Below are 23,457 nucleotides of genomic sequence, written 5' to 3' on the forward strand. Positions count from 1 at the left end.
GCGGCGCGGCTCCGACACCCCGTCCGCGGTGACGGATACCGTCGAAGCATGTCGTCGGCGACGGCTCCTTCACCGGCCGGCCTGGCAGGGCGCGACCTCACCGCCCGGGGCGCGGTCACGATGGCCTGCGCCACCCTCGGCGTCGTCACGGTCCTCGACCTCCTCGACGGCCGCCTCGGCATCGTCTTCTCCATCGGCTTCGTGCTCGCCGCCGTCACCGCGCCGGTCAGCGTCGAGTCGCGCGGCCTCCTGCCCACCGGCGTCCTGCCGCCCGTCCTGCTCGTCGGCGCCCTGATGCTGGTGGCGGTGGTCAACAGCGACGCCCTCGTCGTCGACGGCCTCTCCCCCGACGTCGGCGCGTTCGGGCGGCTGGTCGCCTCCGTGGTCGACCACGGCATCGTCCTCGTCGTCGGCCACGGCCTCGCGCTCGCCGCGATCGTCGCCCGCATCGTCACGGCCGAGCGCTGATCCGGTGACCGAGCTGACCGTCGCGCACACCGCCGACCTCGATCCCGGCACCCTCGCCGAGGCGCGGGCCATGACCTTCTCGGCCTTCGGCGAGGACGACTTCACCGAGCACGACTGGGAGCACGGGCTGGGCGGCCTGCACGCCATCGTTCGCGACGGCGACACCATCGTCGGGCACGCGGCGGTCAACCAGCGCCACCTGCTGCACGAGGGCCAGGTGCTGCGCGCGGGGTACGTCGAGTCGGTGGCCGTCCACCCCGAGCACCGGCGCCGCGGCATCGGCCACCAGGTCATCGAGGCCCTCGAGCCGGTCATCGAGCGCGCCTACGACCTCGGCGGCCTGTACGCCACGGAGGCCGGGCGCCCGCTCTACCTGTCGCGCGGCTGGGTGCCGTGGGAGGGCCACCTGTTCGCGTTGACGCCCGACGGCGTCGTGCCCACGCCCGACGACGAGGGCGGGGTGCTGGTGTTCGACACCGGTGCGCTCGACCTGACGGCCGACCTCACCTGCGACTACCGGAGCGGCGATCTCTGGTGATCAGCCGGTGACGTTGTCGATGTAGCACCAGCGCCAGGCCTCGCCGGGCTCGAAGCTGCGCATCACCGGGTGGCCAGACTCGTGGAAGTGCGCCGTGGCGTGCCGGTTCGGCGAGGAGTCGCAGCAGCCGACGTGGCCGCACTCCATGCAGAGCCGCAGGTGCACCCAGGTGTCGCCGTCGGCCAGGCACTCCTCGCACCCGGTGGGCGTGTTCGGGTTCGGCGGGGTGCCACAGACCGCGAGATGCTCGCACGGTCCCTTGCCGGTGCTGGGACGCAGGTCGGTCTCTCGGTCGGCCGTAGTCTCGTCCTCCGACATGCGGTCCAAGATCGACTCCTCGACGTCGAGGGCGTCCAGCACGCGTTGCAGGACGCTCTGGTCCAGCGTGCCCAGGTCGCGGAGCCGCAGCACCTCGGCGCGCTCGACGTCGAGCATCGCGGCGCGCGCTCGGGAGTACTGGGCGCTCGGGGTGTCGATGCCGCCCAGCCGCTCCCACACGGCGTCGGACCGATCGGTGGCGCGCTGCCGCAGTCGCTCCATGACGCTGTCGGAGATCCGGTCGCGCTCGTTCTCCTCGAGGTAGTCGAGGCCCGCCTGCACGGCGGCCTGGTAGACGTTCGCCTCCTGCAGGTGGTCCTCGTGCCGGTCCGGCCCCTCGACCCCCAGCCCCCGCACGACGGCCGGCAGCGTGAGTCCTTGCAGCAGCAGGGTGCCGACGGTGACCACGAACGCGATCATCACCAGCGCCGGCCGGTGCGGCGTCTCCTCGGGCAGCAGGAACACCGCCGCCAGGGTGACGACGCCGCGCATGCCGGTCCAGGCGATGACGGTGGTGATCTGCCACGGCGGCGGAGGATCGGCCCGCCTCACCGCCGGGACCAGCCAGCGGGGCACATAGGTGGCCGGGAAGACCCAGACCGCGCGCAGCACGATCACGCCCACGAGCACCGCGATGCTCGCGGCGATGACGCGGCCGACGGACAGGTCGTCCTCGCCGAGGTCAGACACGATGGCCCGGATCTGCAGGCCGATCAGCAGGAAGACCGAGTTCTCCAGGACGAAGGAGATCGTGGACCAGTTCGTCCGCTCGAACAGCCGCGACGTGGCCGACTGGATGAGCGGCGCTTTGTGCCCGAGGATCAGCCCGGCCACCACGACGGCCAGGACGCCCGACGGGTGCTGATCGATGCCCGGGACGTGGAGCTCCTCGGCCGGCAGGTAGGCGATCCACGGCGTCAGCAGCGACACCGCGACGTCGGTGATGTCGTCGGTGATCAGGCGGCGGACCTTGCCGACGACGACCGCGACGACCAGGCCGATGATGGCGCCGCCGAGGGCGGAGACGACGAAGCCGAGCCCCACCTCCCACGCGCTCACGGTGCCGGCGATGGCCGCGATCGACGTCCGTAGCACCACGATCGCGGTGGCGTCGTTGACCAGGCTCTCGCCCTCCAGGATCGTCACGACGCGACGCGGCAGGCCGACCCGGCGGGCGATGGTGGTGGCGGCGACGGCGTCGGGAGGGGCCACCACCGCCCCGACGGCGAACGCCACCGGCCAGTCGACCGGCAGCATCATGTGCACCAGCACGCCGATGCCGAGCGTCGTGAAGACCACCAGACCCACGCTGAGCAGCGCGATCGGCCGCTTGTTGGCGCGGAAGTCGACGAGCGACGTGCGGATGGCGGCCGCGTAGAGCAGGGGCGGCAGCAGGCCGATCAGCACCAGCTCGGGACTCAGCTCGACGTCCGGGACGAACGGCACGTACGAGCCGGCGATGCCGACGGCGATCAGGGCCAGGGGCGCTGAGGTGAAGCGTTGGGTGAGCGCCGTGACGACCACCGCGATGGCCACGACGGTGACCAGCGTGAGGGCGACGTCCACGGCGGTATTCAACCATCCGTGCCCCGCCGGGCATTCCCATCGCGTTGCCCGGCGTCGACGACCGACTTACGGTGAGGAAGCCGTCGATTCGAGGGGGATGGTTCGTCCATGCACGGCTTCAGCACCTGGTCCATGCGCGGCGCGATCGCGCTCGCCGCCGCCACCGCGGCCGCCACACTCGCAGTCACCACCGGTCCGGCCAGCGCCGACCGCACGCCGCCGACCAAGGTCGCGACGTCGCACGGGTCCGGCGGGGCCGTGTCGTCGGTCGACCCGAACGCGACGCGCGTCGGCATCGCGGTCCTGCGCAGCGGCGGCAACGCGGCCGACGCAGCCGTGGCCACCGCGGCGGCGCTCGGCGTCACCGAGCCGTACAGCGCCGGCGTCGGCGGAGGCGGATACTTCGTCTACCACGACGCGCGCACCGGTCAGACGCGCACGATCGACGGTCGCGAGACCGCGCCGGCCGGCATCACCCACGACGCCTTCATCGATCCCGCCATCGGCGATCCGTACCCGTTCACCCCGGAGCTGGTCTCGTCCGGCGTCTCGGTCGGCGTGCCCGGAACCCTGGCCACCTGGGACGCGGCGCTGAAGGACTTCGGCACCCTGTCGCTGAAGAAGGCGCTCCAGCCGTCGATCCACCTGGCGAAGAAGGGCTTCGTCGTCGACGACACCTTCCGCAGCCAGACCCTCGACAACAAGACGCGGTTCGCCGCATTTCCGGACACGGCGAAGCTGTTCCTCCCCGGAGGCGACGCGCCCGCCGTCGGCTCGGTGTTCCGCAACCCCGAGCTCGCGAAGACCCTCGGCCTGATCGCCGACCAGGGTCCTTCCGCGTTCTACGACGGCGCCATCGCCGACGAGATCGCCGACGTCGTGCAGCACCCGCGCAAGGACCCGGCGTCCGACCTGCCCGCGCCACCCGGGTCGATGACGGCCGACGACCTCTCGGGCTACCGGGTCAAGCGCCAGGCGCCGACGTCCGTCGACTACCGCGGGCTGACCGTGAAGGGCATGGCGCCGTCGTCGTCGGGCGGCACCACCGTCGGCGAGGCGCTGAACATCCTCGAGGGCTTCGACCTCGGCGCCGGCGACGCGCTCGCCAAGAGCCTGCACCTCTACCTGGAGGCGTCCGCGCTCGCGTTCGCCGACCGAGGCGCCTACGTCGGCGACCCGGCCTTCGTCGACGTGCCGACGCAGACGCTGCTCAGCCAGGCGTTCGCCGACTCGCGCGCGTGCACGATCGACCCCGAGCACGCGGCGACGAAACCGGTGCCCGCCGGCGACCTCGGCGCGACCGGCTGCGAGGACGCCGCGCACGAGGAGAAGCCGGACACCGAGAACGTCTCGACGACGCACCTCTCGGTCGTCGACCGGTGGGGCAACGCGGCTGCGTACACGCTCACGATCGAGCAGACCGGCGGCTCGGGCATGACCGTGCCCGGGCGCGGCTTCCTGCTCAACAACGAGCTGACCGACTTCAGCGCCGTCTACGACCCGAAGGACCCGAACCGGATCGAGCCCGGCAAGCGGCCGCGATCGTCGATGTCGCCGACGATCGTGCTCGACGACCACGACGACGTGAAGTACGTCGTCGGCTCGCCCGGCGGCTCGACGATCATCACGACGGTCCTGCAGATCCTGCTGAACCGCATCGACCTCGGCATGACCTTGCCCGAGGCGATCGCGGCGCCGAGGGCGTCACAGCGCAACACCGCGTCCGTGACGGCCGAGCCGACGTTCATCGACGCCTACGAGGACGCCCTCGCGCCCTTCGGCCACGTGCTGGTGCCCTCCGGCGACGCGTTCACGTCGGCGGCCGAGATCGGTGCCGCGGCGGCGATCGAGGTCGGGAGCCACGGCGAGCTCACGGCCGCCGCCGAGCCGGTGCGTCGAGGCGGCGGGACCGCCCTCGTGGTCAAGCCGAACGGTCGTTGAGCTCGTCCGCCCCACCCTCGGTGGTCGAGTAGCGGAGGCCGCCCGCGGCCGACGCGTATCGAGACCACGTCTGACGTCAGGTGGTCTCGATACACCTCCAGCTCGCTGGCGCTCGCGGAGGCACTCGACCATCGGTCATTGAGCCTGCCGAAATGACCTTTCAACAAGCTCAAGGTCCGTGGCTCGCCTCACCTTCGGTGGTCGAGTAGCGGAGGCCGCCCGCGGCCGACGCGTATCGAGACCACGTCTGACGTCAGGCGGTCTCGATACACCTCCAGCTCGCTGGCGCTCGCGGAGGCACTCGACCACCGGACTGGAGCTAACGCCCGCTCTGCTCGGCCAGCTTCATGTCGCGGCGGAGCTCCGGCGGGAGGGAGAACGTCAGGCTCTCCTCGGCGGTGCGGACCGCGGCGGCGTCGGGGTGGCCGTGCTCGGCGAGGTAGGCGAGCACGTCCTGCACGAGGTCGTCAGGCACGGAGGCACCTGAGGTGACGCCGACCTTCTCGACGCCCTCGAGCCAGGCGTCGTCGATCTCGGTGACGTCGTCGATGCGGTAGGAGGCGCTGGCCCCGTTCTCGAGGGCGACCTCGACGAGGCGGACGGAGTTGGAGGAGTTGGCCGAGCCGACGACGATGACGAGGTCGGCCTCCTTGGCGATCTCCTTGACCGCGACCTGCCGGTTCTGCGTGGCGTAGCAGATGTCGTCGCTGGGCGGGTCCTCCAGGTGCGGGAACTTCTCCCGCAGCCGGCGGACGGTCTCCATGGTCTCGTCGACGCTCAGCGTGGTCTGCGAGAGCCACGACAGCTGCGTGCCCTCGGGGAACTCCAGCGAGTCGACGTCGTCCGGGTGCTCGACGAGCGTGATGCTCTCCGGCGCCTCGCCCGCGGTGCCCTCGACCTCCTCGTGACCGGCGTGGCCGATCAGGAGGATGTGCCGGCCCTCGCGGGCGAACCGCTTGGCCTCGTGGTGCACCTTCGTGACCAGCGGGCACGTGGCGTCGATCGTCTTCAGGTTCCGCTCCGCGGCCTGGGCGTGCACCGCCGGCGAGACGCCGTGGGCGGAGAAGACGACCGTGGCGCCCTCGGGCACCTCGTCGAGCTCCTCGACGAAGATCGCGCCGCGAGCGGCGAGATTCTGGACGACGTGCTTGTTGTGCACGATCTGCTTGCGCACGTAGACCGGGGCGCCGTACAGGTCGAGCGCCTTCTCGACCGTGATGACGGCGCGGTCGACGCCCGCGCAGTAGCCTCGCGGGTCGGCCAGCAGCACGCTGCCGCCGACGGGGGGCATGCCGAGCTCGACGTGGGAGGACATGACTCCAGCCTAACGACCTAGTGTGTGGCCATGGCCCTGGAGACCAGCCCGGACGCACCGGCACCGCTGCGTCAGGTCTCCACGCTGATCGGCCAGTACGTCGGCCGGCTGGGCGCCGTCTGGCTGGAGGCCCAGGTGGCGTCGGTGAACCGCCGCCCCGGGGTCTGCTTCCTCGTGCTCCGCGACCTGCGGGCCACCCTGTCGATCCGCGCCACGTGCCACTCCTCGATCCTCGACGCCGCCAGCACGCCGGTCGCGCCCGGTCAGCGGGTCGTCGTGCATGCCAAGCCCACGTTCTACGAGCCCGACGGCACGCTGTCGCTGGAGATCCGCGAGATCCGGCCCACCGGCGAGGGCGAGCTGCTGGCCCAGCTCGAGCGCCGCAAGCAGCTGCTGGCCGCCGAGGGTCTCTTCGACCCGCGGCTGAAGAAGGCGCTGCCCCTGCTCCCCCGTGCCATCGGCCTGGTCACCGGCCGCGACTCCGCCGCCGAGAAGGACGTGCTCGAGAACGCCCGCATGCGCTGGCCCGGCGTCACGTTCGTCGTCCGGCACGCCACCATGCAGGGCCCCAAGTGCGCCGGCGAGGTCATGGGCGCGATGCGATCGCTGGAGCAGTCCGGCAACGTCGACGTCATCGTCATCGCCCGCGGCGGCGGCTCCATCGAGGACCTGCTGCCGTTCTCCGACGAGGGTCTGGTCCGCGCCGTGCACGGGTGCTCGGTGCCGGTCGTCAGCGCCATCGGGCACGAGCCCGACTCCCCGATCCTCGACCTCGTCGCCGACGTCCGCGCCTCCACGCCCACCGACGCGGCCAAGCGGGTCGTGCCCGACGTCGCGCAGGAGGTCGCCGGACTCGCCGCGGCGCGGGAGCGGGCCACCCGCGCCGTGCTCGCCCTGCTGCACCGCGAGGCGCACACGCTCGAGCAGCTGCGGTCTCGCCCGGTGCTGGCTCAGCCGGCCACGCTCGTCGACGCCCAGCAGACCGTGGTGCTCGACGCCCTCGACCGCGCCCGTCGCAGCCTGCGGCACACCATCGACCGCGAGCGCGACACCGTCGGACACCACCTCGCCCGCGTCCAGTCGCTGTCGCCGCTGGCCACCCTGCGCCGCGGGTACGCCGTCGCGCAGCACCCCGACGGCAGCGTCATCACCGCTCTCGACCAGGTGCCCGAGGAGTTCGCCGTCCGCCTGGCCGACGGCCGGGTCGCCGTCCGCACCCTCTCGACCGAGGAGACCCCCCATGACTGAGACCCCGGAGATCCCCTACGAGCAGGCGCGCGACGAGCTGGTCGCCACGGTGCAGAAGCTGGAGTCCGGGGGCACCACGCTCGAGGAGTCGCTCGCCCTCTGGGAGCGCGGTGAAGAGCTCGCCGCCATCTGCCAGCGGTGGCTCGACGGCGCGCGGGAGCGGCTCGCCAAGGCGTCAGGCGCGGCTCATGATGACGAGGAGAGCGACGAGACGTAGCGCTCGATCTCCGCGCGCTTCGCGCTGCCGGTGACGAGGACGGTCATGTCGCCGTCGCGGCGCACGTAGGTCGAGTCACCGTCGGGCTCCGTCCGCCGCTGCCACGACGTCCCGTCGATGGTCACCGAGCCGGCGGGGCGGCTGTCCTCGGCGAACTTCCGGATCGTCTCCTGGGCGCTCGCGCGGAGCTGCTCGAGGCCGACGTACTCGTCGTCGTCGGTGATCACGCCGAGGTGCCAGGAGTCGCTCTCGTAGCGCGCCGACGTGGCCCGCCAGCCCTTCGGCAGCGACGTCGGGCCCAGGAGATCGAAGTCCGCCACCGGGCGAGCGCTGTCGAGGGCCGACTGGTAGTCGACGGTGCTGGTCGGGTGCTCCGGCTCGACGGTCATGATCTGCGCGATGCCGTACACGCCCAGCAGGATGGCGCCGATGACGGCGACCGATCGCAGGATGTCGCCCAGGGCCGGGTTGCCCCGGCTGCTGGTTCCACTCATGCGGCGCTCCTGACCGTATTTCTCCGCAGATGCGGAGATAGTGCTGTGCATCAGCCGCACGTGCGGTCTACCGTGCTGTCATGACCGAGTACCGGCTGGCCGAGGCCGCGGACCTGCTGGGCGTCAGCGATGACACCCTACGTCGCTGGCAGCAGCAGGGACGCTTCAGCACCACGGGCTCGCCCGGCGTCGCGACGATCGCCGGCGCGGACCTGGCTCGGCTCGCCGTCGAGGTGGCCGACTCCCCCGACCGCGGTCCCTCCACGGGCAGCACCCGCAACCGGCTGCGCGGCATCGTCACCAAGGTCACGAAGGACACCGTGATGGCGCAGGTCGAGGTGGCGTGCGGCCCGTACCGGGTGGTCTCGCTGATCAGCCGCGAGGCGGCCGACGACCTCGAGCTCGAGCCCGGCTCGCTCGTCTGGGCCTCGGTCAAGTCCACGAACGTCTCGCTCGAGGTCACGCAGTGAGGCGTGCCACCGTCCTGGCGCTCGTCGTCGCTCTCACCGCCTGCGGGTCCGGGTCCGACGGCTCCTCCGGGAGGACGACGCTGAAGGTGCTGGCCGCCTCCTCGCTCACCGAGTCGTTCACCGCGCTCGAGCAGCGGTACGAGAAGGCGCATCCCGGCGTCGACGTGAAGCTGTCCTTCGACTCCTCCGCCATCCTCGTCGAGCAGCTGTCGCAGGGCCTCGACGCCGACGTCCTCGCCACCGCCGACACCGCGACGATGGACAAGGCCGAGCAGGCCGGCGTCGTCACCGGCACGCCGACGGTCTTCGCCTCCAACACACTCGTCATCGCCACCCCGAGGGGGAACCCGGCCGGGATCCGCGGCCTCGACGACCTCGCCACGTCGACGTTCGCCGTCTGCGTGCCGGCCGCCCCGTGCGGCGACGCGGCTCAGCGCCTGTTCCAGCTCGAGGGGTTCACGGCGAAGCCGACGACCGAGGAGGAGAACGTCAAGGGTGTGCTCACCAAGGTGGTGACCGGCGAGGTGGACGCCGGCCTCGTCTACGTCTCGGACGCGCAGGCTGCCGGCGACCAGGTCGAGGTGGTCCAGGCCGCCAACGCCTCCGAGGTGGTCAACGTCGACCCGATCGCCGCGGTGAAGGGCGGCGACCGAGGGGCGGCCCAGGACTGGATCCGGCTGATCACGGGCGCCGAGGGGCAGCGCGTCCTGGCCTCCTTCGGGTTCGGTCCCCGTGCGTAGGAGCGCCCCACCTCCCGCGGTCGTCGTCGCGGCCGGGCTGGCGACGCTGCTGCTCGTCGTCCCGCTCGTCGCCCTGTTCGTCCGCGCGCCGTGGAGCACGCTCGGCGACCTGCTCACCAGCGACTCGCTGCTGACCGCCCTGCGACTCAGCCTGGTGACGGCGTCGATCGCGACGGTGGTGTGCGTCCTCGTCGGCGTCCCGCTGGCCTGGGTCCTCGCCCGCGTGGACTTCCGCGGTCGGTCCCTGGTGCGCTCGCTGGTCACGGTGCCGCTCGTCCTGCCGCCCGTCGTCGCCGGCGTCGCGCTGCTCACGGCGTTCGGCCGGAACGGGTTCGTCGGCGAGCCGCTCCGCGACGCGTTCGGCGTGACGATCCCGTTCTCGACCACCGCCGTCGTCCTGGCGCAGGTGTTCGTCGCGATGCCGTTCCTGGTGATCTCGGTAGAGGGGTCGTTCCGCACGGCCGACCCGACGCTCGACGAGGAGGCCGCGATGGCCGGTGCCAGCCGGTGGCAGACGTTCCTGCGGGTCAACGTCCCGCTGGCGATGCCCGGCATCCTCGCCGGCGCCGTGCTCGCCTGGGCTCGCGCGATCGGCGAGTTCGGCGCGACGATCACGTTCGCCGGCAACTCCGAGGGCGTCACCCGCACCATGCCGCTGGAGATCTACACGGCGTTGCAGACCGACCCGGAGCCGGCGATCGCGCTCAGCATCGTCCTGCTCGTCCTCAGCGTCGCCGTGCTGGCCGCCCTCCGCGAGCGCTGGCTGTCGAACCCCTGGGAGTGAGGTGACCCATCGGTAGGATGCCCGTGTGACCAACAGCCTGCAGCCCGCCGCCCAAGCCCCGGACCGCAACCTCGCCCTCGACCTGGTGCGCGTCACCGAGGCCGGTGCGATGGCGGCCGGCCGCTGGGTCGGGCGCGGCGACAAGAACGGCGCCGACGGCGTCGCGGTCAACGCGATGCGCACGCTGATCAACACGGTGCAGATGAACGGCGTCGTCGTCATCGGCGAGGGCGAGAAGGACCACGCCCCGATGCTCTACAACGGCGAGCACGTCGGCGACGGCACCGGTCCGGACGTCGACGTCGCGGTCGACCCCATCGACGGCACCACCCTGGCCGCCAAGAGCATGCCCAACGCCGTCTCGGTCATGGCCGTCGCGCCGCGCGGCTCGATGTACGACCCGTCCGCCGTCTTCTACATGGAGAAGCTCGTGGCCGGTCCCGAGGCCGCCGACGTCGTCGACATCCGCCTCCCGGTCGCCGAGAACATCTCCCTCGTGGCCAAGGCCAAGGGCGTGCAGGTCAGCGACGTCACGGTGTGCGTGCTCGACCGTCCGCGGCACGAGAAGCTGGTCGAGGAGATCCGCGCCACCGGGGCTCGCATCAAGTTCATCATGGACGGCGACGTCGCCGGAGCCATCACGGCGGCCCGCCCGGACACCGGCGTCGACCTGTTGGTCGGGGTCGGCGGCACACCGGAGGGCATCATCACCGCCTGCGCGATGAAGTGCGTCGGCGGCATCATCCAGGGCCGGCTGTGGCCCACCGACGACGCCGAGCGGCAGCGGGCGATCGACGCGGGCCTCGAGCTCGACGTCGTGCTCGACACCGACGACCTCGTCCGCGCCGACGACGTCTTCTTCGTCGCCACCGGCATCACCGACGGCGAGCTGATGGACGGTGTCCGCTACGGCGCCGGCAAGGCGTACACCGAGTCGATCGTCATGCGCTCGCGCAGCGGCACGGTCCGCAAGATCTCGAGCGAGCACCAGCTGCACAAGCTGAAGGCGTACTCCACCGTCGACTACGAGCACTGACGTGAGCAGCTCGGGCGAGCAGCACGCGTCGCTGCCCTCTGGCATCGACCTCTGCTACGAGACGTTCGGCGACCCCAACGACCCGGCGATGCTGCTGGTCATGGGCCTCGGCGGGCCCATGGGCTGGTGGGCCACCGAGCTGTGTGAGAAGCTCGCCGCCCGCGGCTTCCTGGTGATCCGCTACGACAACCGCGACACCGGACGCTCCACCAAGCTGTCGCAGCACCGGGTCACGCGCACCGACATCGTGCGGGCGTTCCTGCTCCCGGGCCGGTCCCGGCCGCCGTACACGCTCGACGACCTCGCGGACGACGCCGTCGGCCTGCTCGACCACCTGGGGATCGACCGCGCCCACGTCGTCGGCGTCTCGATGGGCGGGATGATCGGCCAGATCCTGGCCATCGACCACGCGGACCGCGTGCTGTCGTTCACCTCGATCATGTCCACCACGGGCCGCCGCACGGTGGGTCGAGCGCACCCGAAGCTGTTCCGGGCGATCCTCAGCTCGGCCGGGCCCAACCGCGACACCTACACCGAGCGCGCCGTCCGCACCGCCGAGCTGATCGGGTCGCCGGCCTACCCGCCGGAGCGTGACGCCTCCGTCGCCCGGGCGCACGAGACGTACGACCGCGGCTGGTCGGCCAGCGGCGTCGCCCGGCAGACGCTCGCGGTGCTGACCCAGACCGACCGCACGGAACGACTCGCGGACGTGAAGGTCCCGGTGACCGTCATCCACGGCACGAAGGACCTGCTGGTCAACAGCTCCGGCGGCCGCGCCACGGCGCGCGCCATCCGCGGGGCGAAGCACCTGGAGATCCCCGGCATGGGCCACGACCTCCCGCCGGCGCTGTACGACACCTTCGTCGACGCCATCGTCGCCACGGCCGAGCGGGCGGTGGATCGCTGATGCGGCACAACCCGAAGCACTTCTCCGACGACCCCGACGTCTTCCGCGCCCTCGTCCGCGAGAACCCGTGGGCGATCATCGTCAGCCAGCACGACGGCGAGATCGTCGCGTCGCACTACCCGATGCTGCTGGACGAGGAGTCTGAGGAGCTGGCGCTGGTCACGCACGTCGGCCGCCCGGACGAGAAGATCCACGGGTTCGACGGCACGAAGGAGGTCCTGGTGATCATCCAGGGCCGGCACGGCTACGTCTCCCCCAGCTGGTACGAGCCCGGCACCACGCCGGCGCCCACGTGGAACTTCAGCGCCGCCCACGCGCACGGCACCCCGCAGGTGCTCGACGCCGAGGAGAACCTCGCCGTGCTCACGCGCCTGGTCGCGCACTTCGAGCAGCACGTCGACGACCCGATGTACCTCGACCAGGTCGAGGGCGCCAAGCTCGCTCGTGGCACGGTCGGCCTGCGCATCCCGATCGACCGGTTCGTCCTGAAGATCAAGATGAGCCAGGACAAGGACCCGGTCAGCGTCCAGAACGTCATCGACCGCCTCCGCGCCCCCGGGCCGTACTCGCACCCCGACCTCGCCGACGACATGGAGCGCGCCCGCGACAGCCTCCGTGCCCGCTGAGAGTGACGTTTTCGCCGTGAAATCGCCAAAAATGGGGTCAAAACGTCACTCCCAGCGCGTAAGCGAGGTGGTGATTCGGACGCGGGCCGACGGCGCCCGGGAGCTGCGGGTGAACGGCGTCTTCGTCATGGACGACGTCGAGACCTCGTCCGAGCGCCGGCTGGCCGAGCTGGTGCTCGAGCGCGGCGCCCGTGACGTGCTGGTCGGCGGGCTCGGGCTCGGGTTCACCACGCGGCGGCTGCTCGAGGACACGGACGTCCGCCGCGTGCTGGTGGCCGAGCTGCACCCGGCCGTCGTCGAGAGCTCGGACATCGAGGACCCGCGGGCGGAGGTCGTCGTCGGCGACGTCCGCACCGTGCTCGCCGAGCAGCCGGACGCGTCGTTCGACGCCGTGCTGCTCGACGTCGACAACGGCCCCGACTTCCTGGTCCACGACGCCAACGCCGGCCTCTACGAGCCGACCGGCGTCGCCGACGCCGTCCGCGTGCTGCGCCCCGGCGGAACCCTCGCGGTCTGGTCGATGGCCGACTCCCCCGCCCTCCGGGACGCCCTCGCCGAGCACCTCGAGGACGTGCAGGCCGAGGCTGTGCCGGTGCGGCTCCAGAGGCGGGACGAGGCCTACTGGGTCCTGACGGGCCGCCGGAGCCCCGGGGATATCGTCAGGGCATGACCGAATACCGCATCGAGCACGACACCATGGGCGAGGTCAAGGTGCCCGCCGACGCCCTCTGGCGGGCCCAGACGCAGCGCGCCGTCGAGAACTTCCCGATCTCCGGCACGCCCATCGAGTCGGCGCAGATCCGGGCGCTCGCGCAGATCAAGGCCGCCTGCGCCAAGGCGAACGCCGAGCTCGGCATCCTCGACCAGGACGTCGCCGACGCGATCATCGCCGCCGCCGACGAGGTCGCCAGCGGCGCGCACGACGAGCACTTCCCGATCGACGTCTTCCAGACCGGCTCGGGCACGTCGAGCAACATGAACACCAACGAGGTCATCGCCACGCTCGCCACGAAGGCGCTCGGCAAGGACGTCCACCCGAACGACCACGTCAACGCGAGCCAGTCCAGCAACGACGTCTTCCCGACGTCGATCCACGTCGCCGCCACCGCGTCGGCGATGAACGAGCTGATCCCCGCGCTCGACCACCTGGCGCAGTCGCTCGAGGCCAAGTCCAAGGAGCTCGCCGAGGTCGTGAAGTCCGGCCGCACGCACCTGATGGACGCCACGCCCGTGACGCTCGGCCAGGAGTTCGGCGGCTACGCCGCGCAGATCCGCCGCGGCATCGAGCGTGTCGAGGCGTCGCTGCCCCGCACGGCCGAGGTCCCGCTCGGCGGCACCGCCGTCGGCACCGGCATCAACACGCCGGTCGGCTTCCCGCAGCGCGTCATCGAGCTGCTCGCCGAGGGCACCGGCCTCCCGGTCACCGAGGCGGTCGACCACTTCGAGGCGCAGGGCGCCCGTGACGGGCTGGTGGAGATGTCCGGCCAGCTCCGCACCATCGCCGTCAGCCTCATGAAGATCTGCAACGACCTGCGCTGGATGGGCTCCGGCCCGCGCGCCGGCCTCGGCGAGATCAACCTGCCCGACCTGCAGCCCGGCTCGAGCATCATGCCCGGCAAGGTGAACCCGGTGCTCCCGGAGGCCACGCTCATGGTCGCCGCGCAGGTCATCGGCAACGACGCCACCATCGCCACCGCGGGGGCGTCCGGCGCGTTCGAGCTCAACGTGATGCTGCCGGTCATCGGTCGCAACATCCTGGAGTCCATGCGCCTGCTGGCCAACTCCTCCCGCGTGCTGGCCGACCGCTGCATCGACGGCATCACCGCGAACGTCGAGCGCTGCCTCGAGCTGGCCGAGTCCAGCCCGTCGGTGGTCACGCCGCTCAACCGGCACATCGGCTACGAGAACGCCGCGGCCGTCGCCAAGAAGTCGGTCAAGGAGCGCAAGACCATCCGCCAGGTCGTCATCGACGAGGGCTACGTCGAGCGCGGCGAGATCTCCGAGGAGGACCTCGACGCCGCCCTGGACGTCATGTCCATGACCCACCCCTGATCGCTGACGAGAGGGTTCCGGCCCCCTGACGAGAGGGTTTCGGCGCATCGTCGCGCCGGAAGTCTCTCGTCGGCATGCCGGAAGTCTCTCGTCGGCATGCCGGAATTCTCTCGTCAGCGGTTTCGGCGGGCGAGCACGAAGCCGTCGTCGGTGTCCACCACCTCGTACGGGACGCCGTAGCGGCGGCTGGCGTAGTCGGCGACGTCGTCGGGCGAGCCGATGCCGGCCGTGACGTCGAACAGCAGCCAGTCGGGCCGGGCGTTGCCCGGCGTGCCCAGCCAGGTGACGTCGTGGTCGCTGACCAGGTGCGTGATCACCGAGATGTCGGTCTCGACGGACTTGCCGGCCGGGATCTGGTCGATCATCCGCTGCGCCGCGACGGCGTGCGGCGGCAGCTCGTAGGTGTCTCGGTCGGCCAGCGTCGTGAGCGGTGAGCCGGCGAACGTCACCGCCGTGAACACCAGGGCGACCGCGCCGAGCGGGCGGAGCCGGTGCCAGCGGGCCATGGCGTCGACCGCGGCGACGGCGACGATCGGCATCAGGATCAGGGAGTAGTGGAAGTCGGTGCCCCAGTAGTACGGGTTGTCGCCGAGGAACCGCCAGCCGAACGTCGGCAGCACGAGCAGCGCCCACGGCGACACCAGCGCCGCGAGCCCGCTGACGGCGAACGTCATGAACAGCGTCTCCAGCTTGCGGCCGGGGTCGTCGAAGGCGGTCTCGAGGACGCCGCGGTCACCCCCGACCGACGACGCGTAGGCGTAGGAGCCGCCCGGGTTGAACGCCGGCACGATCACGACGACCACCAGGAGAAGGCCGACCAGGCCGGTGGCGGCCAGCCACGCGGCCCGCCGGCGCTCCCCAGCCAGCCAGAGCACGCCGCCGATCACCGCGACGGTCAGCCCGAGGTCCTCCTTGACCAGCAGCAGCGGCAGCGACCAGAGGACCACCCGGTCGAAGCGCCGGTCGACGTAGGCCGCGCCGGCCAGCGCCAGCAGCGGCGCGGCGAACGCGACCTCGTGGAAGTCGGCCTTGATCGCGGACTGGACGCCGAACGAGACGCCGTAGGCGAGGGCGATCGGCGCGCCGGCCCACCAGCCGAGCACGCGCAGGGCCAGGGCGGACACGACGTGGATCGAGATCGCCACGAGCACGACCTGCGCGACGAGCAGCGTCTGCGCGTGCGGGAACACTCGATAGAACGGGGCGAGCAGTGCGGTGACCGGGGAGAAGTGGTCGCCGAGGATGGTGAAGCCCTTGATGTCGGCCACCGGCGCCTGCAGGTGCGCGTACGCGCGCACGACCTGCTCGAAGATCGCGTTGTCGTACGACGTGGGCTCGAACCGGGCGAACCGGCGCAGCGTCAAGAGCGCGTACGCCGCGCCGCACAGCACGGCCCAGGACGCGGCGACGGCCTGGCGCCGGTCCACGGACATCAGGAGCGGCGTGGAGTGAGGTTCTCGCCGGTCTCGGGGTCGAACACGTGGATCGCGTCGCGCGGGACGACGATCCGCGCCGACATCCCGGCCCGGAGCGGGCTGCCGGCCGACAGCTCGGCCGCCAGGAAGCTCTGGAACAGGTCGAAGTCGAGGGCGTCCTCGATGGCCTCGAGCTGCCCCTCCACCTCCGGATCGAGCTCGAAGCCGAAGTAGACGAGCTGCGAGCGCCCACGCCACTCCACCTCGTCGATGCGCGACGTGAGCTCGACCCGGTCGCACACCTCGCGAGCCTCCGCGCTGGTGGCGTCCAGGCACTGCTCGGGCCGGATGCCGACGATGACGAGGTCGCGGTCGCCGACCGCTCGCTCGAGCTCGACGTCCATCGGGATGGACGTGAACGGCAGCACCAGCCGCGAGCCGGTGGGGCGAGCGGCGACGAGGTTCATCGCCGGCCTGCCGAGGAACCCCGCGACGAACAGGTCGGCCGGCCGGTCGTACAGCTCACGCGGCGAGCCGACCTGGTGCACCACGCCGCGGTGCATGACGGCCAGGTGGTCGGAGAGCGCAAGAGCCTCCTCGACGTCCGTGGTGGTGACGACGGACGTGCGCGTCTTCTCGCCCTGCCACTGCGTCGTGACCGAGCGGACGAGCGCACGGGAGTGGTCGGACTGCGCCGAGAACGGCTCGTCGAACAGGTACACGGCGGCCTCACGCACCAGCGAGCGGCCGATCGCGACGCGCTGGCGCTGGGCGTCGTCGAGGTCCGCGGGCTTGAGGTCGAGCAGCGCGGTCAGCGCGAGGAACTCGGCGACCTCCTCGACGCGGTCGTCCAGCGCGTCGCGGTCGACGCCCTTCCGCAGCGTGGAGGAGAACGACAGGTTGTCGTAGACGTCGAGGTGCGGGTGCAGGGCGAAGTCGGAGAACACCATCGCGACGTCGCGCTCGCGCGGGCCGACGGCGTTGACCAGGACGTCGTCGAAGAGCACGTCGCCCTCGGTCTGGTCGTCGATGCCGACGATGACGCGGAGCAGCGCGGTCTTGCCGGCCCCGGGCGGCCCGCACAGGGCGAACGTGCTGCCGTCGGGCACCGTGAGGCTGACGTCGTCGAGGAGCGTCCGGCCGCCCCGGCCGACGAAGGTGAGGTTGCGGACCTCGATCGCGGTCATGGGTACGTCCTTCCCAGGAGTCGGAGGGTCCGGCGCGGGAGTGCGAGCAGCACGAGGAGGGCCGGGACGAGCCACAGCAGCCCGGCGGCGGCGAGCTGGGCCGTCGGGTTCTCGAGCTGGTCCGCCGCGAGGAGCAGGGTGGCGGGCAAGGTGCGTGAGCGGTCGCTGCCGGTGAGCGTGGCACCGATGAGCGCGTCGTTGCAGGCGGCGAGGAGCACCAGGAGCGTCACGGCGAGCACGGCCGGCGCGACGTTCGGCAGGACGAACCAGCGCAGCCGCTGGCGGCGGCCGGCGCCGTCGGCGCGCAGGGCGTCGTCGAGCGACCACGGCACGTCCCGCATCAGCGTGACGCCCAGCCAGAGCGCGAGCGGCAGGGTCAGCATCAGCGTGGGCAGCACCAGGGCGAGCCGGTGGTCGTACCAGCCGAACGCGCGGAGCTGGTCGCCGAACGGACCGGCGAGCGCGACGAGCGGGGCAAGGAGCACGGCGACCGCGTAGACGTACAGGACGCGACGGCCGCGAGCGCGCCGACGGACCATCGCGTACACCGCCGGGGCGGCCACCAGCAGCGACACCGCGGTGGCGACCAGCGCGACGAGCACCGACGTGATGACGGCGCGGCGCAGCACGTCCGCGTCCCAAACGTCGCCGAACACGGACCACGAGACGTCGGTGGGCAGCAGCGAGCGCGCCACCTGACCTTCGGGCGTCGTGGCCAACGTGAACATCCACAGCAGCGGGATGACCGTGAAGAACGCCAGCGTCTCCAGGCCGAGCACCGCCCAGATCGAGATCCGGCGCCGGGTGTCGGCGATGATCACGCCGATCGCGCCGGTGAGCATCAGCACCACGGCGATCGCGAGCCAGAGCCACTGGTCGCGACCGGGCACCCGCAGGATGCCGTAGTTCGCGACGACGAACCCGACGACGAACGCGATGCCGGCGGCGGTGAGCCGGGCGCGCACGGAGGAGCTCACAGTGCCCTCCTGACCCGCAGCATCAGCATGAGCCCGACGCCGACCAGCGCGGCGAGCGCGAGGACCAGGACCGACATCGCGGCACCCAGTCCGAGCTCGAACGAGGTGAACGTGGTGTCCCACAGGAGCAGCGGCGCCGTGCGGAGCTTCGGCAGCGACGGCTCGGCGAGCAGCGGTGCCTCGAAGGCCCGGTACGCGTCGAGGGCGCGGTAGACCGTGGCCACGGCGATCGCCGGCGCGGCCGCCGGGAGGACGACGCGGAACACCCGCTGGCGGCCGGTGGCGCCGTCGGCGACCGCCGACTCCAGCAGCGACACCGGCACCCGCGCGAGCCCGGCCAGCAGGATGATCGTGGTGATGCCGGTGCCGCGCCAGACCTCGGCGGCGCCGGCGGCCAGCAGGCCGACCACCTGACCCTCGCCGTCGTAGCGGAACCACGACGGCCCGAAGCCCTCGGTCAGCCCGTCGCGCCAGGCGAACGCGGTGACGACGGCCAGCACCGCGAACGGCACCAGCACGAGCACCTGGAGGTAGGCGGAGGCGAAGGTGATGCGCCGCAACGTCGCCGCGAACGCGGCCGCCAGCAGGAGCTGGAGGATCACCACGACGGCGACGAACAGCAGCGTGAGGGCGACGGCGACCCACCACCGGCGGCTGGTGAGCACCTCGACGTAGTTGTCGACGCCCACGAACGAGGTGTCGTCCGGCGTGGTCAGGGCGGACGTCGACAGGGACGTCCAGACCGCTCGGCCGAGCGGCCATGCGGTGACGAGCAGCAGCAGGAGGACGGCCGGGGCCATCAGCATCTCCGGGCGGCGCAGCGTGCGCGTCACGGCCTTCATCGCAGGCCTCCGGAGACGAGGTCGCGCACCACGCGCTGCGAGTCCTTCGGCGTGGTGGTGGGGCTGACCGAGGTGACCGGCAGCCAGGTGTCGCGCAGGCCGGCGCGGACCCGCTGCCAGTACGGCGTCGGCGGGGCCGTGACGCCGGTGGTGATCGCGGACTGGATGACCGAGGCGTTCGGGAACGCGGCCTGGACCTCGCGCGTCGCGAGCGTGCTCGGACGGACCGAGGCGTGGCCCGAGCCCAGCATCATCGTCAGCTGGCTCTCCGCCGACGTGAGGCACTCGATGGCCTTGAACGCGGCGCCGGGGTCGGGGGCGTCCGCGGGCACGGCGAGCTCGACGCCGGACAGCGAGGCGACGCTCTCCGTCCCGACGACGGGGTAGGCCACGGCCTGCATGTCGGCGACGACCGTGCTGAGCCGGGGGTCGGTGACGATGCCGGAGCCGGCGATCATGAAGCCGCCGTCGCTGCGGGCGAACTTCTCCGGGGCGTCCAGCGACGGCCCGTCACCCAGGCCCGCCTCGCCGACGTACTGCACGATGCCCGCGGCGGTCTTCCCGGCGTCGGTGTCGAGACCGATCTTCGGCGAGCGGCCCGTGCCGTCGACGAGCGTGCCGCCCGCCGCCCTGACCAGCACGTTCACCCAGTCGCCGAGCGCCGAGCCGTCCGGGTCGTCGATCTGGATGGTGGTGCCGACCCGCTCGGCACCAGCCAACAGGTCGTCCCAGAGCACCGGCTGCGTCGTGTCGATGCCGGCGCGCTCGGCGGCGGTGCCGCGGAACCACATGAGCTGCGGCTCGAGCCACCATGGCATCGCGACCTGCTTGCCCTTGTAGGTGGCCGCCTCCACCGCCTGCGGGACGACGTCGACGCCGAGCGACCCCGCGACGTCCGCCGGGACGGTGCGGAGATAGCCGGCCGCGGCCAGCTCGGCGGTCAGCGACGTGCTGAGGCTCAGGACGTCGACGCTGTCGTCGTGCGCGGCGAACCGGCGCACCAGCTCGACCCGCTGCTCGTCGATGTCGGCGGGCAGGGTCTCGACCTCGATCGTGGCGCCGGCCGACTCGCCACAGGCGTCGGCGAGGGCGAACGCCGGCGTGCGGTCAGGCACGGTCAGCCAGTGCAGCGTCTCGCGGCCTCCGGAGGCGTCGCTCCCGCAGGCCGTCAGCGCCCCCACACCCAGCGTCAGCAGCGCGAGGACCCGTGACACGCGCACGACACCCCTCCTGCTCACGCCGCAACTCTGCCACAGCGAGGGGTGACGAATACGGCGGTCAGAGAGAGACGTCCTCCAGGAGCTCGGTGACCAGAGCCGCCACCGGCGAACGCTCCGACCGCGTCAGCGTGACGTGCGCGAACAGCGGGTGTCCCTTGAGCTTCTCGACCACCGCGACGACGCCGTCGTGACGCCCGACCCGCAGGTTGTCGCGCTGCGCGACGTCGTGCGTGAGCACCACCTTGGAGTTGGCGCCGATGCGCGAGAGCACGGTCAGCAGGACGTTCCGCTCCAGCGACTGCGCCTCGTCGACGATGACGAACGCGTCGTGCAGCGAGCGGCCGCGGATGTGCGTGAGCGGCAGGACCTCGAGCATCCCGCGGTCGAGGATCTCGTCGATCACCGGCGTGGAGGTGACGGCGCCGAGGGTGTCGAACACGGCCTGCGCCCAGGGGCCCATCTTCTCGGACTCGCTGCCGGGCAGGTAGCCGAGCTCCTGGCCGCCGACGGCGTACAGCGGGCGGAACACGACGACCTTCTTGTGCTGACCGCGCTCCATCACCGCCTCGAGGCCGGCGCAGATGGCCAGCGCGGACTTGCCGGTGCCCGCGCGGCCGCCGAGGGAGACGATGCCGACGTCGGGGTCCAGCAGGAGGTCGAGCGCGACCCGCTGCTCCGCCGAGCGGCCGTGGATGCCGAACGCGTCGCGGTCGCCGCGCACCAGCTGGACGTGCTTGTCGGCGGTGACGCGGCCGAGCCCGCTGCCCTTGCTCGACACCAGCACCAGACCGGTGTGGCACGGCAGCTCACGGGCCTCCGGGAGGTCGATCTCGCCCAGCTCGTACAGCGCGTCCAGGTCGGCGCTCTCGACCTCGATCTCGTGCATGCCGGTCCACCCGGACTCCAGCGCCAGCTCGGCGCGGTACTCCTCCGCCGTCAGGCCGACGGACGACGCCTTCACGCGCATCGGCAGGTCCTTGGACACCAGCGTCACGTCGTGGCCCTCGTTGGCGAGGTTGCGGGCGACGGACAGGATGCGGGTGTCGTTGTCGCCCAGCCGGAACCCGGCGGGCAGCGACTCGGGGTTCGTGTGGTTGAGCTCGACCCGGATCGTGCCGCCCTCGTCCCCGATGGGCAGCGGGACGTCGAGCGTGCCGTGCTGCACGCGCAGGTCGTCGAGGAAGCGCAGAGCGGTCCGCGCGAAGTAGCCGAGCTCCGGGTGGTGGCGCTTGCCCTCGAGCTCGGAGATCACGACGACCGGAATGACCACCTCGTGCTCGTGGAACCGGGTGACGGCCGCAGGGTCCGCGAGCAGCACGCTGGTGTCCAGCACGTACGTGCGCTGCTTGGGCGCCTTGGTCGAGGTCGTCGGGCGGGGGCTCGCGCTCTTCTTCACAGCCACGGCTGTCTCCTCGGTGAGCCCGCGCGCGCCCTGCGCCGGCCCTTAGTCGTCGGTGCGGTCGGGGCGGCTGGGCTCAGGGGCGAGCATCAACACACTCGCAACGTACGTCTGCGCTGGTCCGAAACCTCGCAGGACACGCTGACGAGAGACTTCCGGAACCCTCTCCTCGGCGGGCCGGAACCCTCTCGTCAGCGTCAGGCGCCGAAGCGACGTTCGCGGGAGGCGTAGGAGCGCATGGCGCGCAGCAGGTCGACGCGGCGGAAGGCCGGCCAGAGCACGTCGGAGAAGTAGAACTCCGAGTGCACGCTCTGCCAGAGCAGGAAGCCGGAGAGCCGCTGCTCGCCGGACGTGCGGATCACGAGGTCGGGGTCGGGCTGGCCCTTGGTGTAGAGGTGCTCGGCGATGTGGTCGACCTCGAGCGTGCGGGCGACCTCCTCGAGGTCGCGGCCCTCGGCGGCCTTCTCGAGCAGCAGCGAGCGCATCGCGTCGGTGAGCTCCTGGCGGCCGCCGTAGCCGACGCAGACGTTGACCCGCATGCCCTGGACGCCGGCGGTCCGGTCGGCCGCGCCCTTGAGCCGCCCGGCCGACTCCGGCGGCAGCAGCTCGAGGCTGCCCATCAGCGTGAGGTGCCAGCGGCCGTCGTCGGCGAGCCGGTCGACCAGGCCCTCGACGGCGTCGAGGATGCTCGCCAGCTCTTCCTGTGGGCGCTGCAGGTTGTCGGTGGAGAGGACCCAGAACGTGACCGTGCCGACGCCGAGGTCGTGGCACCACTCGAGGAACTCGTCGACCTTCGCGGCGCCGGCCTGGTACCCGCTCTCCAGGTCCGTGCGAGCGTCCTTGGCCCACCGGCGGTTGCCGTCGACGATGGCCCCGACGTGGTGGGGCAGACGGCTCTGATCGAGCTGGCGCAGCAGTCGGCGCTCGTACGCACCGTAGAGAAGGTCGCTGACGCCCATACGGCTAATCTCATCACATGACGAAGGCCGCGCCGGAGACGCTGACGGAGGAGGCCTCCGAAGCCATCCGGGAGACGGCTCGGGAGATCAAGCCGCGGCTGCGCGGCTGGCTGCACGCCGCCACCGCTCCCCTGGCGTTCTTCTCGTTCCTGGCCATGCTCGTCATCGCCGACGACGTGTGGGTGCGGTTCGCCGTCGCTGTCTTCATGGTGAGCGCGCTGCTGCTGTTCGGCGTCAGCGCGCTGTACCACACGCGCACCTGGTCAGATCAGGCTCGGATGATCTGGAAGCGGATCGACCACGCCAACATCTTCATCCTCATCGCCGGGTCCTACACGCCGTTCTCGCTCATCCTGTTGTCCACGAAGCACGCGGTGATCATGCTGTCGCTGGTGTGGGGCGGCGCCGTCCTCGGCGTGCTGTTCCGCATCTTCTGGGTCGGTGCCCCCCGATGGCTCTACGTCCCGCTGTACATCCTGCTCGGCTGGGCGGCGGTGCTGTACTTCCCGGAGTTCGTCGACGAGTCCCCCACCGCGGTGCTGGTGCTGATGGTCACCGGCGGCGGCCTCTACACGCTCGGCGCCCTGGTCTACGGCTTCAAGAAGCCGGACCCGTGGCCGAGCTGGTACGGCTTCCACGAGGTGTTCCACACGCTGACGATCGCGGCCTTCGTCGTGCACTACATCGGCGTGAGCTTCCTCGCCTACCAACGCTGACAAGAGCCTCCGCGGGGGCGCC

The 23,457-nt window shown here is 71.7% G+C and carries 24 protein-coding genes; 14 read left to right on the forward strand and 10 right to left on the reverse strand.

The features are described 5' to 3' along the window. The first annotated feature begins 48 nt into the window (after window positions 1-48). Both FHP06_RS08700 and FHP06_RS08705 read left to right on the forward strand, forming a co-directional pair. Entirely contained in the window at window positions 49-468 is a 420-nt protein-coding gene (locus tag FHP06_RS08700; protein ID WP_147685812.1) for a DUF6542 domain-containing protein, read from the forward strand. Between the two features lie 4 nt (window positions 469-472). After that, window positions 473-1,006: a GNAT family N-acetyltransferase gene (locus FHP06_RS08705; RefSeq protein WP_230973445.1), complete on the forward strand. Its 534-nt coding sequence runs from the start codon at window positions 473-475 to the stop codon at window positions 1,004-1,006. Here FHP06_RS08705 and FHP06_RS08710 read toward each other — a convergent pair whose 3' ends face one another. Then, entirely contained in the window at window positions 1,007-2,890 is a 1,884-nt protein-coding gene (locus FHP06_RS08710; protein WP_147685814.1) for a Na+/H+ antiporter, read from the reverse strand. Window positions 2,891-2,998: 108 nt separating this feature from the next. Between FHP06_RS08710 and ggt the strand changes: the two genes are divergently transcribed. Then, window positions 2,999-4,831 carry a gamma-glutamyltransferase gene (ggt, locus tag FHP06_RS08715; RefSeq protein WP_222706421.1) on the forward strand — a complete coding sequence of 611 codons (1,833 nt, stop codon included), beginning with the start codon at window positions 2,999-3,001 and terminating at the stop codon, window positions 4,829-4,831. 319 nt (window positions 4,832-5,150) lie between these two features. Here the strand turns inward: ggt and FHP06_RS08720 are convergent, their stop codons facing one another. Beyond that, window positions 5,151-6,146, reverse strand: a complete 996-nt coding sequence (locus FHP06_RS08720; RefSeq protein ID WP_147685816.1) for a 4-hydroxy-3-methylbut-2-enyl diphosphate reductase — start codon at window positions 6,144-6,146, stop codon at window positions 5,151-5,153. Between the two features lie 30 nt (window positions 6,147-6,176). On the opposite strand from FHP06_RS08720, the gene xseA reads away from it, so the two are divergent. Next, the gene (gene xseA / locus FHP06_RS08725) at window positions 6,177-7,394 is read left to right on the forward strand and encodes an exodeoxyribonuclease VII large subunit (RefSeq protein WP_147685818.1); all 1,218 of its coding nucleotides are present in this window, start codon (window positions 6,177-6,179) and stop codon (window positions 7,392-7,394) included. Then, on the forward strand, window positions 7,387-7,611 hold the full coding sequence (locus tag FHP06_RS08730) for an exodeoxyribonuclease VII small subunit (protein ID WP_147685820.1): 225 nt from the start codon (window positions 7,387-7,389) through the stop codon (window positions 7,609-7,611). Before xseA ends, FHP06_RS08730 begins: the two co-directional genes overlap by 8 nt. On the opposite strand, the gene FHP06_RS08735 is transcribed toward FHP06_RS08730, so the two are convergent. Beyond that, a complete protein-coding gene (locus FHP06_RS08735) occupies window positions 7,581-8,105 on the reverse strand; it encodes a DUF4245 domain-containing protein (protein WP_187271854.1) in 525 nt (174 codons plus the stop codon). The two genes, FHP06_RS08730 and FHP06_RS08735, sit on opposite strands and share 31 nt — an antisense overlap. A gap of 80 nt (window positions 8,106-8,185) precedes the next feature. Here FHP06_RS08735 and FHP06_RS08740 point away from each other — a divergent pair, with 80 nt between their 5' ends. The 8 genes from FHP06_RS08740 to FHP06_RS08775 all read left to right on the forward strand — a co-directional run bounded on the left by FHP06_RS08740 (window position 8,186) and on the right by FHP06_RS08775 (window position 14,720). Next, window positions 8,186-8,575, forward strand: a complete 390-nt coding sequence (locus FHP06_RS08740) for a TOBE domain-containing protein (RefSeq protein WP_147685823.1) — start codon at window positions 8,186-8,188, stop codon at window positions 8,573-8,575. Continuing rightward, on the forward strand, window positions 8,572-9,315 hold the full coding sequence (gene modA, locus FHP06_RS08745) for a molybdate ABC transporter substrate-binding protein (protein ID WP_147685825.1): 744 nt from the start codon (window positions 8,572-8,574) through the stop codon (window positions 9,313-9,315). The genes FHP06_RS08740 and modA overlap by 4 nt, the downstream gene beginning before the upstream one ends. Beyond that, window positions 9,308-10,099 (forward strand): ABC transporter permease, encoded by a 792-nt coding sequence (locus FHP06_RS08750; RefSeq protein WP_147685827.1) that lies wholly within the window; start codon window positions 9,308-9,310, stop codon window positions 10,097-10,099. The genes modA and FHP06_RS08750 overlap by 8 nt, the downstream gene beginning before the upstream one ends. 25 nt (window positions 10,100-10,124) lie before the next feature. Next, window positions 10,125-11,135 (forward strand): class II fructose-bisphosphatase, encoded by a 1,011-nt coding sequence (glpX, locus tag FHP06_RS08755; protein ID WP_147685829.1) that lies wholly within the window; start codon window positions 10,125-10,127, stop codon window positions 11,133-11,135. 1 nt (window position 11,136) lies between these two features. Further along, a complete protein-coding gene (locus FHP06_RS08760; protein ID WP_230973446.1) occupies window positions 11,137-12,042 on the forward strand; it encodes an alpha/beta fold hydrolase in 906 nt (301 codons plus the stop codon). After that, a complete protein-coding gene (locus FHP06_RS08765; RefSeq protein WP_147685831.1) occupies window positions 12,042-12,668 on the forward strand; it encodes an FMN-binding negative transcriptional regulator in 627 nt (208 codons plus the stop codon). The genes FHP06_RS08760 and FHP06_RS08765 overlap by 1 nt, the downstream gene beginning before the upstream one ends. A 70-nt stretch (window positions 12,669-12,738) precedes the next feature. Next, entirely contained in the window at window positions 12,739-13,338 is a 600-nt protein-coding gene (locus FHP06_RS08770) for a methyltransferase domain-containing protein (RefSeq protein WP_230973447.1), read from the forward strand. Further along, window positions 13,335-14,720, forward strand: a complete 1,386-nt coding sequence (locus FHP06_RS08775) for a class II fumarate hydratase (RefSeq protein WP_147685835.1) — start codon at window positions 13,335-13,337, stop codon at window positions 14,718-14,720. Before FHP06_RS08770 ends, FHP06_RS08775 begins: the two co-directional genes overlap by 4 nt. A gap of 113 nt (window positions 14,721-14,833) precedes the next feature. Here the strand turns inward: FHP06_RS08775 and FHP06_RS08780 are convergent, their stop codons facing one another. The 7 genes from FHP06_RS08780 to FHP06_RS08810 all read right to left on the reverse strand — a co-directional run bounded on the left by FHP06_RS08780 (window position 14,834) and on the right by FHP06_RS08810 (window position 22,719). Further along, complete coding sequence (locus tag FHP06_RS08780; RefSeq protein ID WP_147685837.1) at window positions 14,834-16,153, reverse strand: DUF2079 domain-containing protein; 1,320 nt, start codon at window positions 16,151-16,153, stop codon at window positions 14,834-14,836. Then, complete coding sequence (locus tag FHP06_RS08785; protein WP_147685839.1) at window positions 16,153-17,322, reverse strand: ABC transporter ATP-binding protein; 1,170 nt, start codon at window positions 17,320-17,322, stop codon at window positions 16,153-16,155. Before FHP06_RS08785 ends, FHP06_RS08780 begins: the two co-directional genes overlap by 1 nt. Further along, entirely contained in the window at window positions 17,319-18,299 is a 981-nt protein-coding gene (locus tag FHP06_RS08790; protein ID WP_147685841.1) for an ABC transporter permease subunit, read from the reverse strand. The genes FHP06_RS08785 and FHP06_RS08790 overlap by 4 nt, the downstream gene beginning before the upstream one ends. After that, a complete protein-coding gene (locus FHP06_RS08795; protein WP_147685843.1) occupies window positions 18,296-19,141 on the reverse strand; it encodes a carbohydrate ABC transporter permease in 846 nt (281 codons plus the stop codon). The genes FHP06_RS08790 and FHP06_RS08795 overlap by 4 nt, the downstream gene beginning before the upstream one ends. Beyond that, the gene (locus FHP06_RS08800) at window positions 19,138-20,361 is read right to left on the reverse strand and encodes an extracellular solute-binding protein (RefSeq protein WP_187271855.1); all 1,224 of its coding nucleotides are present in this window, start codon (window positions 20,359-20,361) and stop codon (window positions 19,138-19,140) included. The genes FHP06_RS08795 and FHP06_RS08800 overlap by 4 nt, the downstream gene beginning before the upstream one ends. A gap of 58 nt (window positions 20,362-20,419) precedes the next feature. Then, window positions 20,420-21,763, reverse strand: coding sequence for a PhoH family protein (locus FHP06_RS08805; RefSeq protein WP_222706422.1), 1,344 nt, complete (start codon window positions 21,761-21,763; stop codon window positions 20,420-20,422). A 194-nt stretch (window positions 21,764-21,957) separates the two neighbouring features. Continuing rightward, complete coding sequence (locus FHP06_RS08810) at window positions 21,958-22,719, reverse strand: isoprenyl transferase (protein ID WP_147685846.1); 762 nt, start codon at window positions 22,717-22,719, stop codon at window positions 21,958-21,960. Between the two features lie 17 nt (window positions 22,720-22,736). Here FHP06_RS08810 and trhA point away from each other — a divergent pair, with 17 nt between their 5' ends. Then, window positions 22,737-23,435: a PAQR family membrane homeostasis protein TrhA gene (gene trhA / locus FHP06_RS08815; protein ID WP_147685848.1), complete on the forward strand. Its 699-nt coding sequence runs from the start codon at window positions 22,737-22,739 to the stop codon at window positions 23,433-23,435. Window positions 23,436-23,457: the final 22 nt, after the last annotated feature.

The sequence above is a fragment of the Aeromicrobium terrae genome (assembly GCF_008039565.1).
GTDB lineage: Bacteria > Actinomycetota > Actinomycetes > Propionibacteriales > Nocardioidaceae > Aeromicrobium > Aeromicrobium terrae.

What these genes read in the sequence shown, in the direction of transcription:
- FHP06_RS08720 (WP_147685816.1), bottom strand. Translation starts at nt 6,146, where the DNA reads ATGTCCTCCCACGTCGAGCTCGGCATGCCCCCCGTCGGCGGCAGCGTG.
- FHP06_RS08730 (WP_147685820.1), top strand. Translation starts at nt 7,387, where the DNA reads ATGACTGAGACCCCGGAGATCCCCTACGAGCAGGCGCGCGACGAGCTG.
- FHP06_RS08810 (WP_147685846.1), bottom strand. Translation starts at nt 22,719, where the DNA reads ATGGGCGTCAGCGACCTTCTCTACGGTGCGTACGAGCGCCGACTGCTG.
- FHP06_RS08765 (WP_147685831.1), top strand. Translation starts at nt 12,042, where the DNA reads ATGCGGCACAACCCGAAGCACTTCTCCGACGACCCCGACGTCTTCCGC.
- ggt (WP_222706421.1), top strand. Translation starts at nt 2,999, where the DNA reads ATGCACGGCTTCAGCACCTGGTCCATGCGCGGCGCGATCGCGCTCGCC.
- xseA (WP_147685818.1), top strand. Translation starts at nt 6,177, where the DNA reads ATGGCCCTGGAGACCAGCCCGGACGCACCGGCACCGCTGCGTCAGGTC.
- FHP06_RS08735 (WP_187271854.1), bottom strand. Translation starts at nt 8,105, where the DNA reads ATGAGTGGAACCAGCAGCCGGGGCAACCCGGCCCTGGGCGACATCCTG.
- FHP06_RS08795 (WP_147685843.1), bottom strand. Translation starts at nt 19,141, where the DNA reads ATGAAGGCCGTGACGCGCACGCTGCGCCGCCCGGAGATGCTGATGGCC.
- FHP06_RS08775 (WP_147685835.1), top strand. Translation starts at nt 13,335, where the DNA reads ATGACCGAATACCGCATCGAGCACGACACCATGGGCGAGGTCAAGGTG.
- FHP06_RS08785 (WP_147685839.1), bottom strand. Translation starts at nt 17,322, where the DNA reads ATGACCGCGATCGAGGTCCGCAACCTCACCTTCGTCGGCCGGGGCGGC.
- FHP06_RS08780 (WP_147685837.1), bottom strand. Translation starts at nt 16,153, where the DNA reads ATGTCCGTGGACCGGCGCCAGGCCGTCGCCGCGTCCTGGGCCGTGCTG.
- trhA (WP_147685848.1), top strand. Translation starts at nt 22,737, where the DNA reads ATGACGAAGGCCGCGCCGGAGACGCTGACGGAGGAGGCCTCCGAAGCC.
- FHP06_RS08740 (WP_147685823.1), top strand. Translation starts at nt 8,186, where the DNA reads ATGACCGAGTACCGGCTGGCCGAGGCCGCGGACCTGCTGGGCGTCAGC.
- FHP06_RS08700 (WP_147685812.1), top strand. Translation starts at nt 49, where the DNA reads ATGTCGTCGGCGACGGCTCCTTCACCGGCCGGCCTGGCAGGGCGCGAC.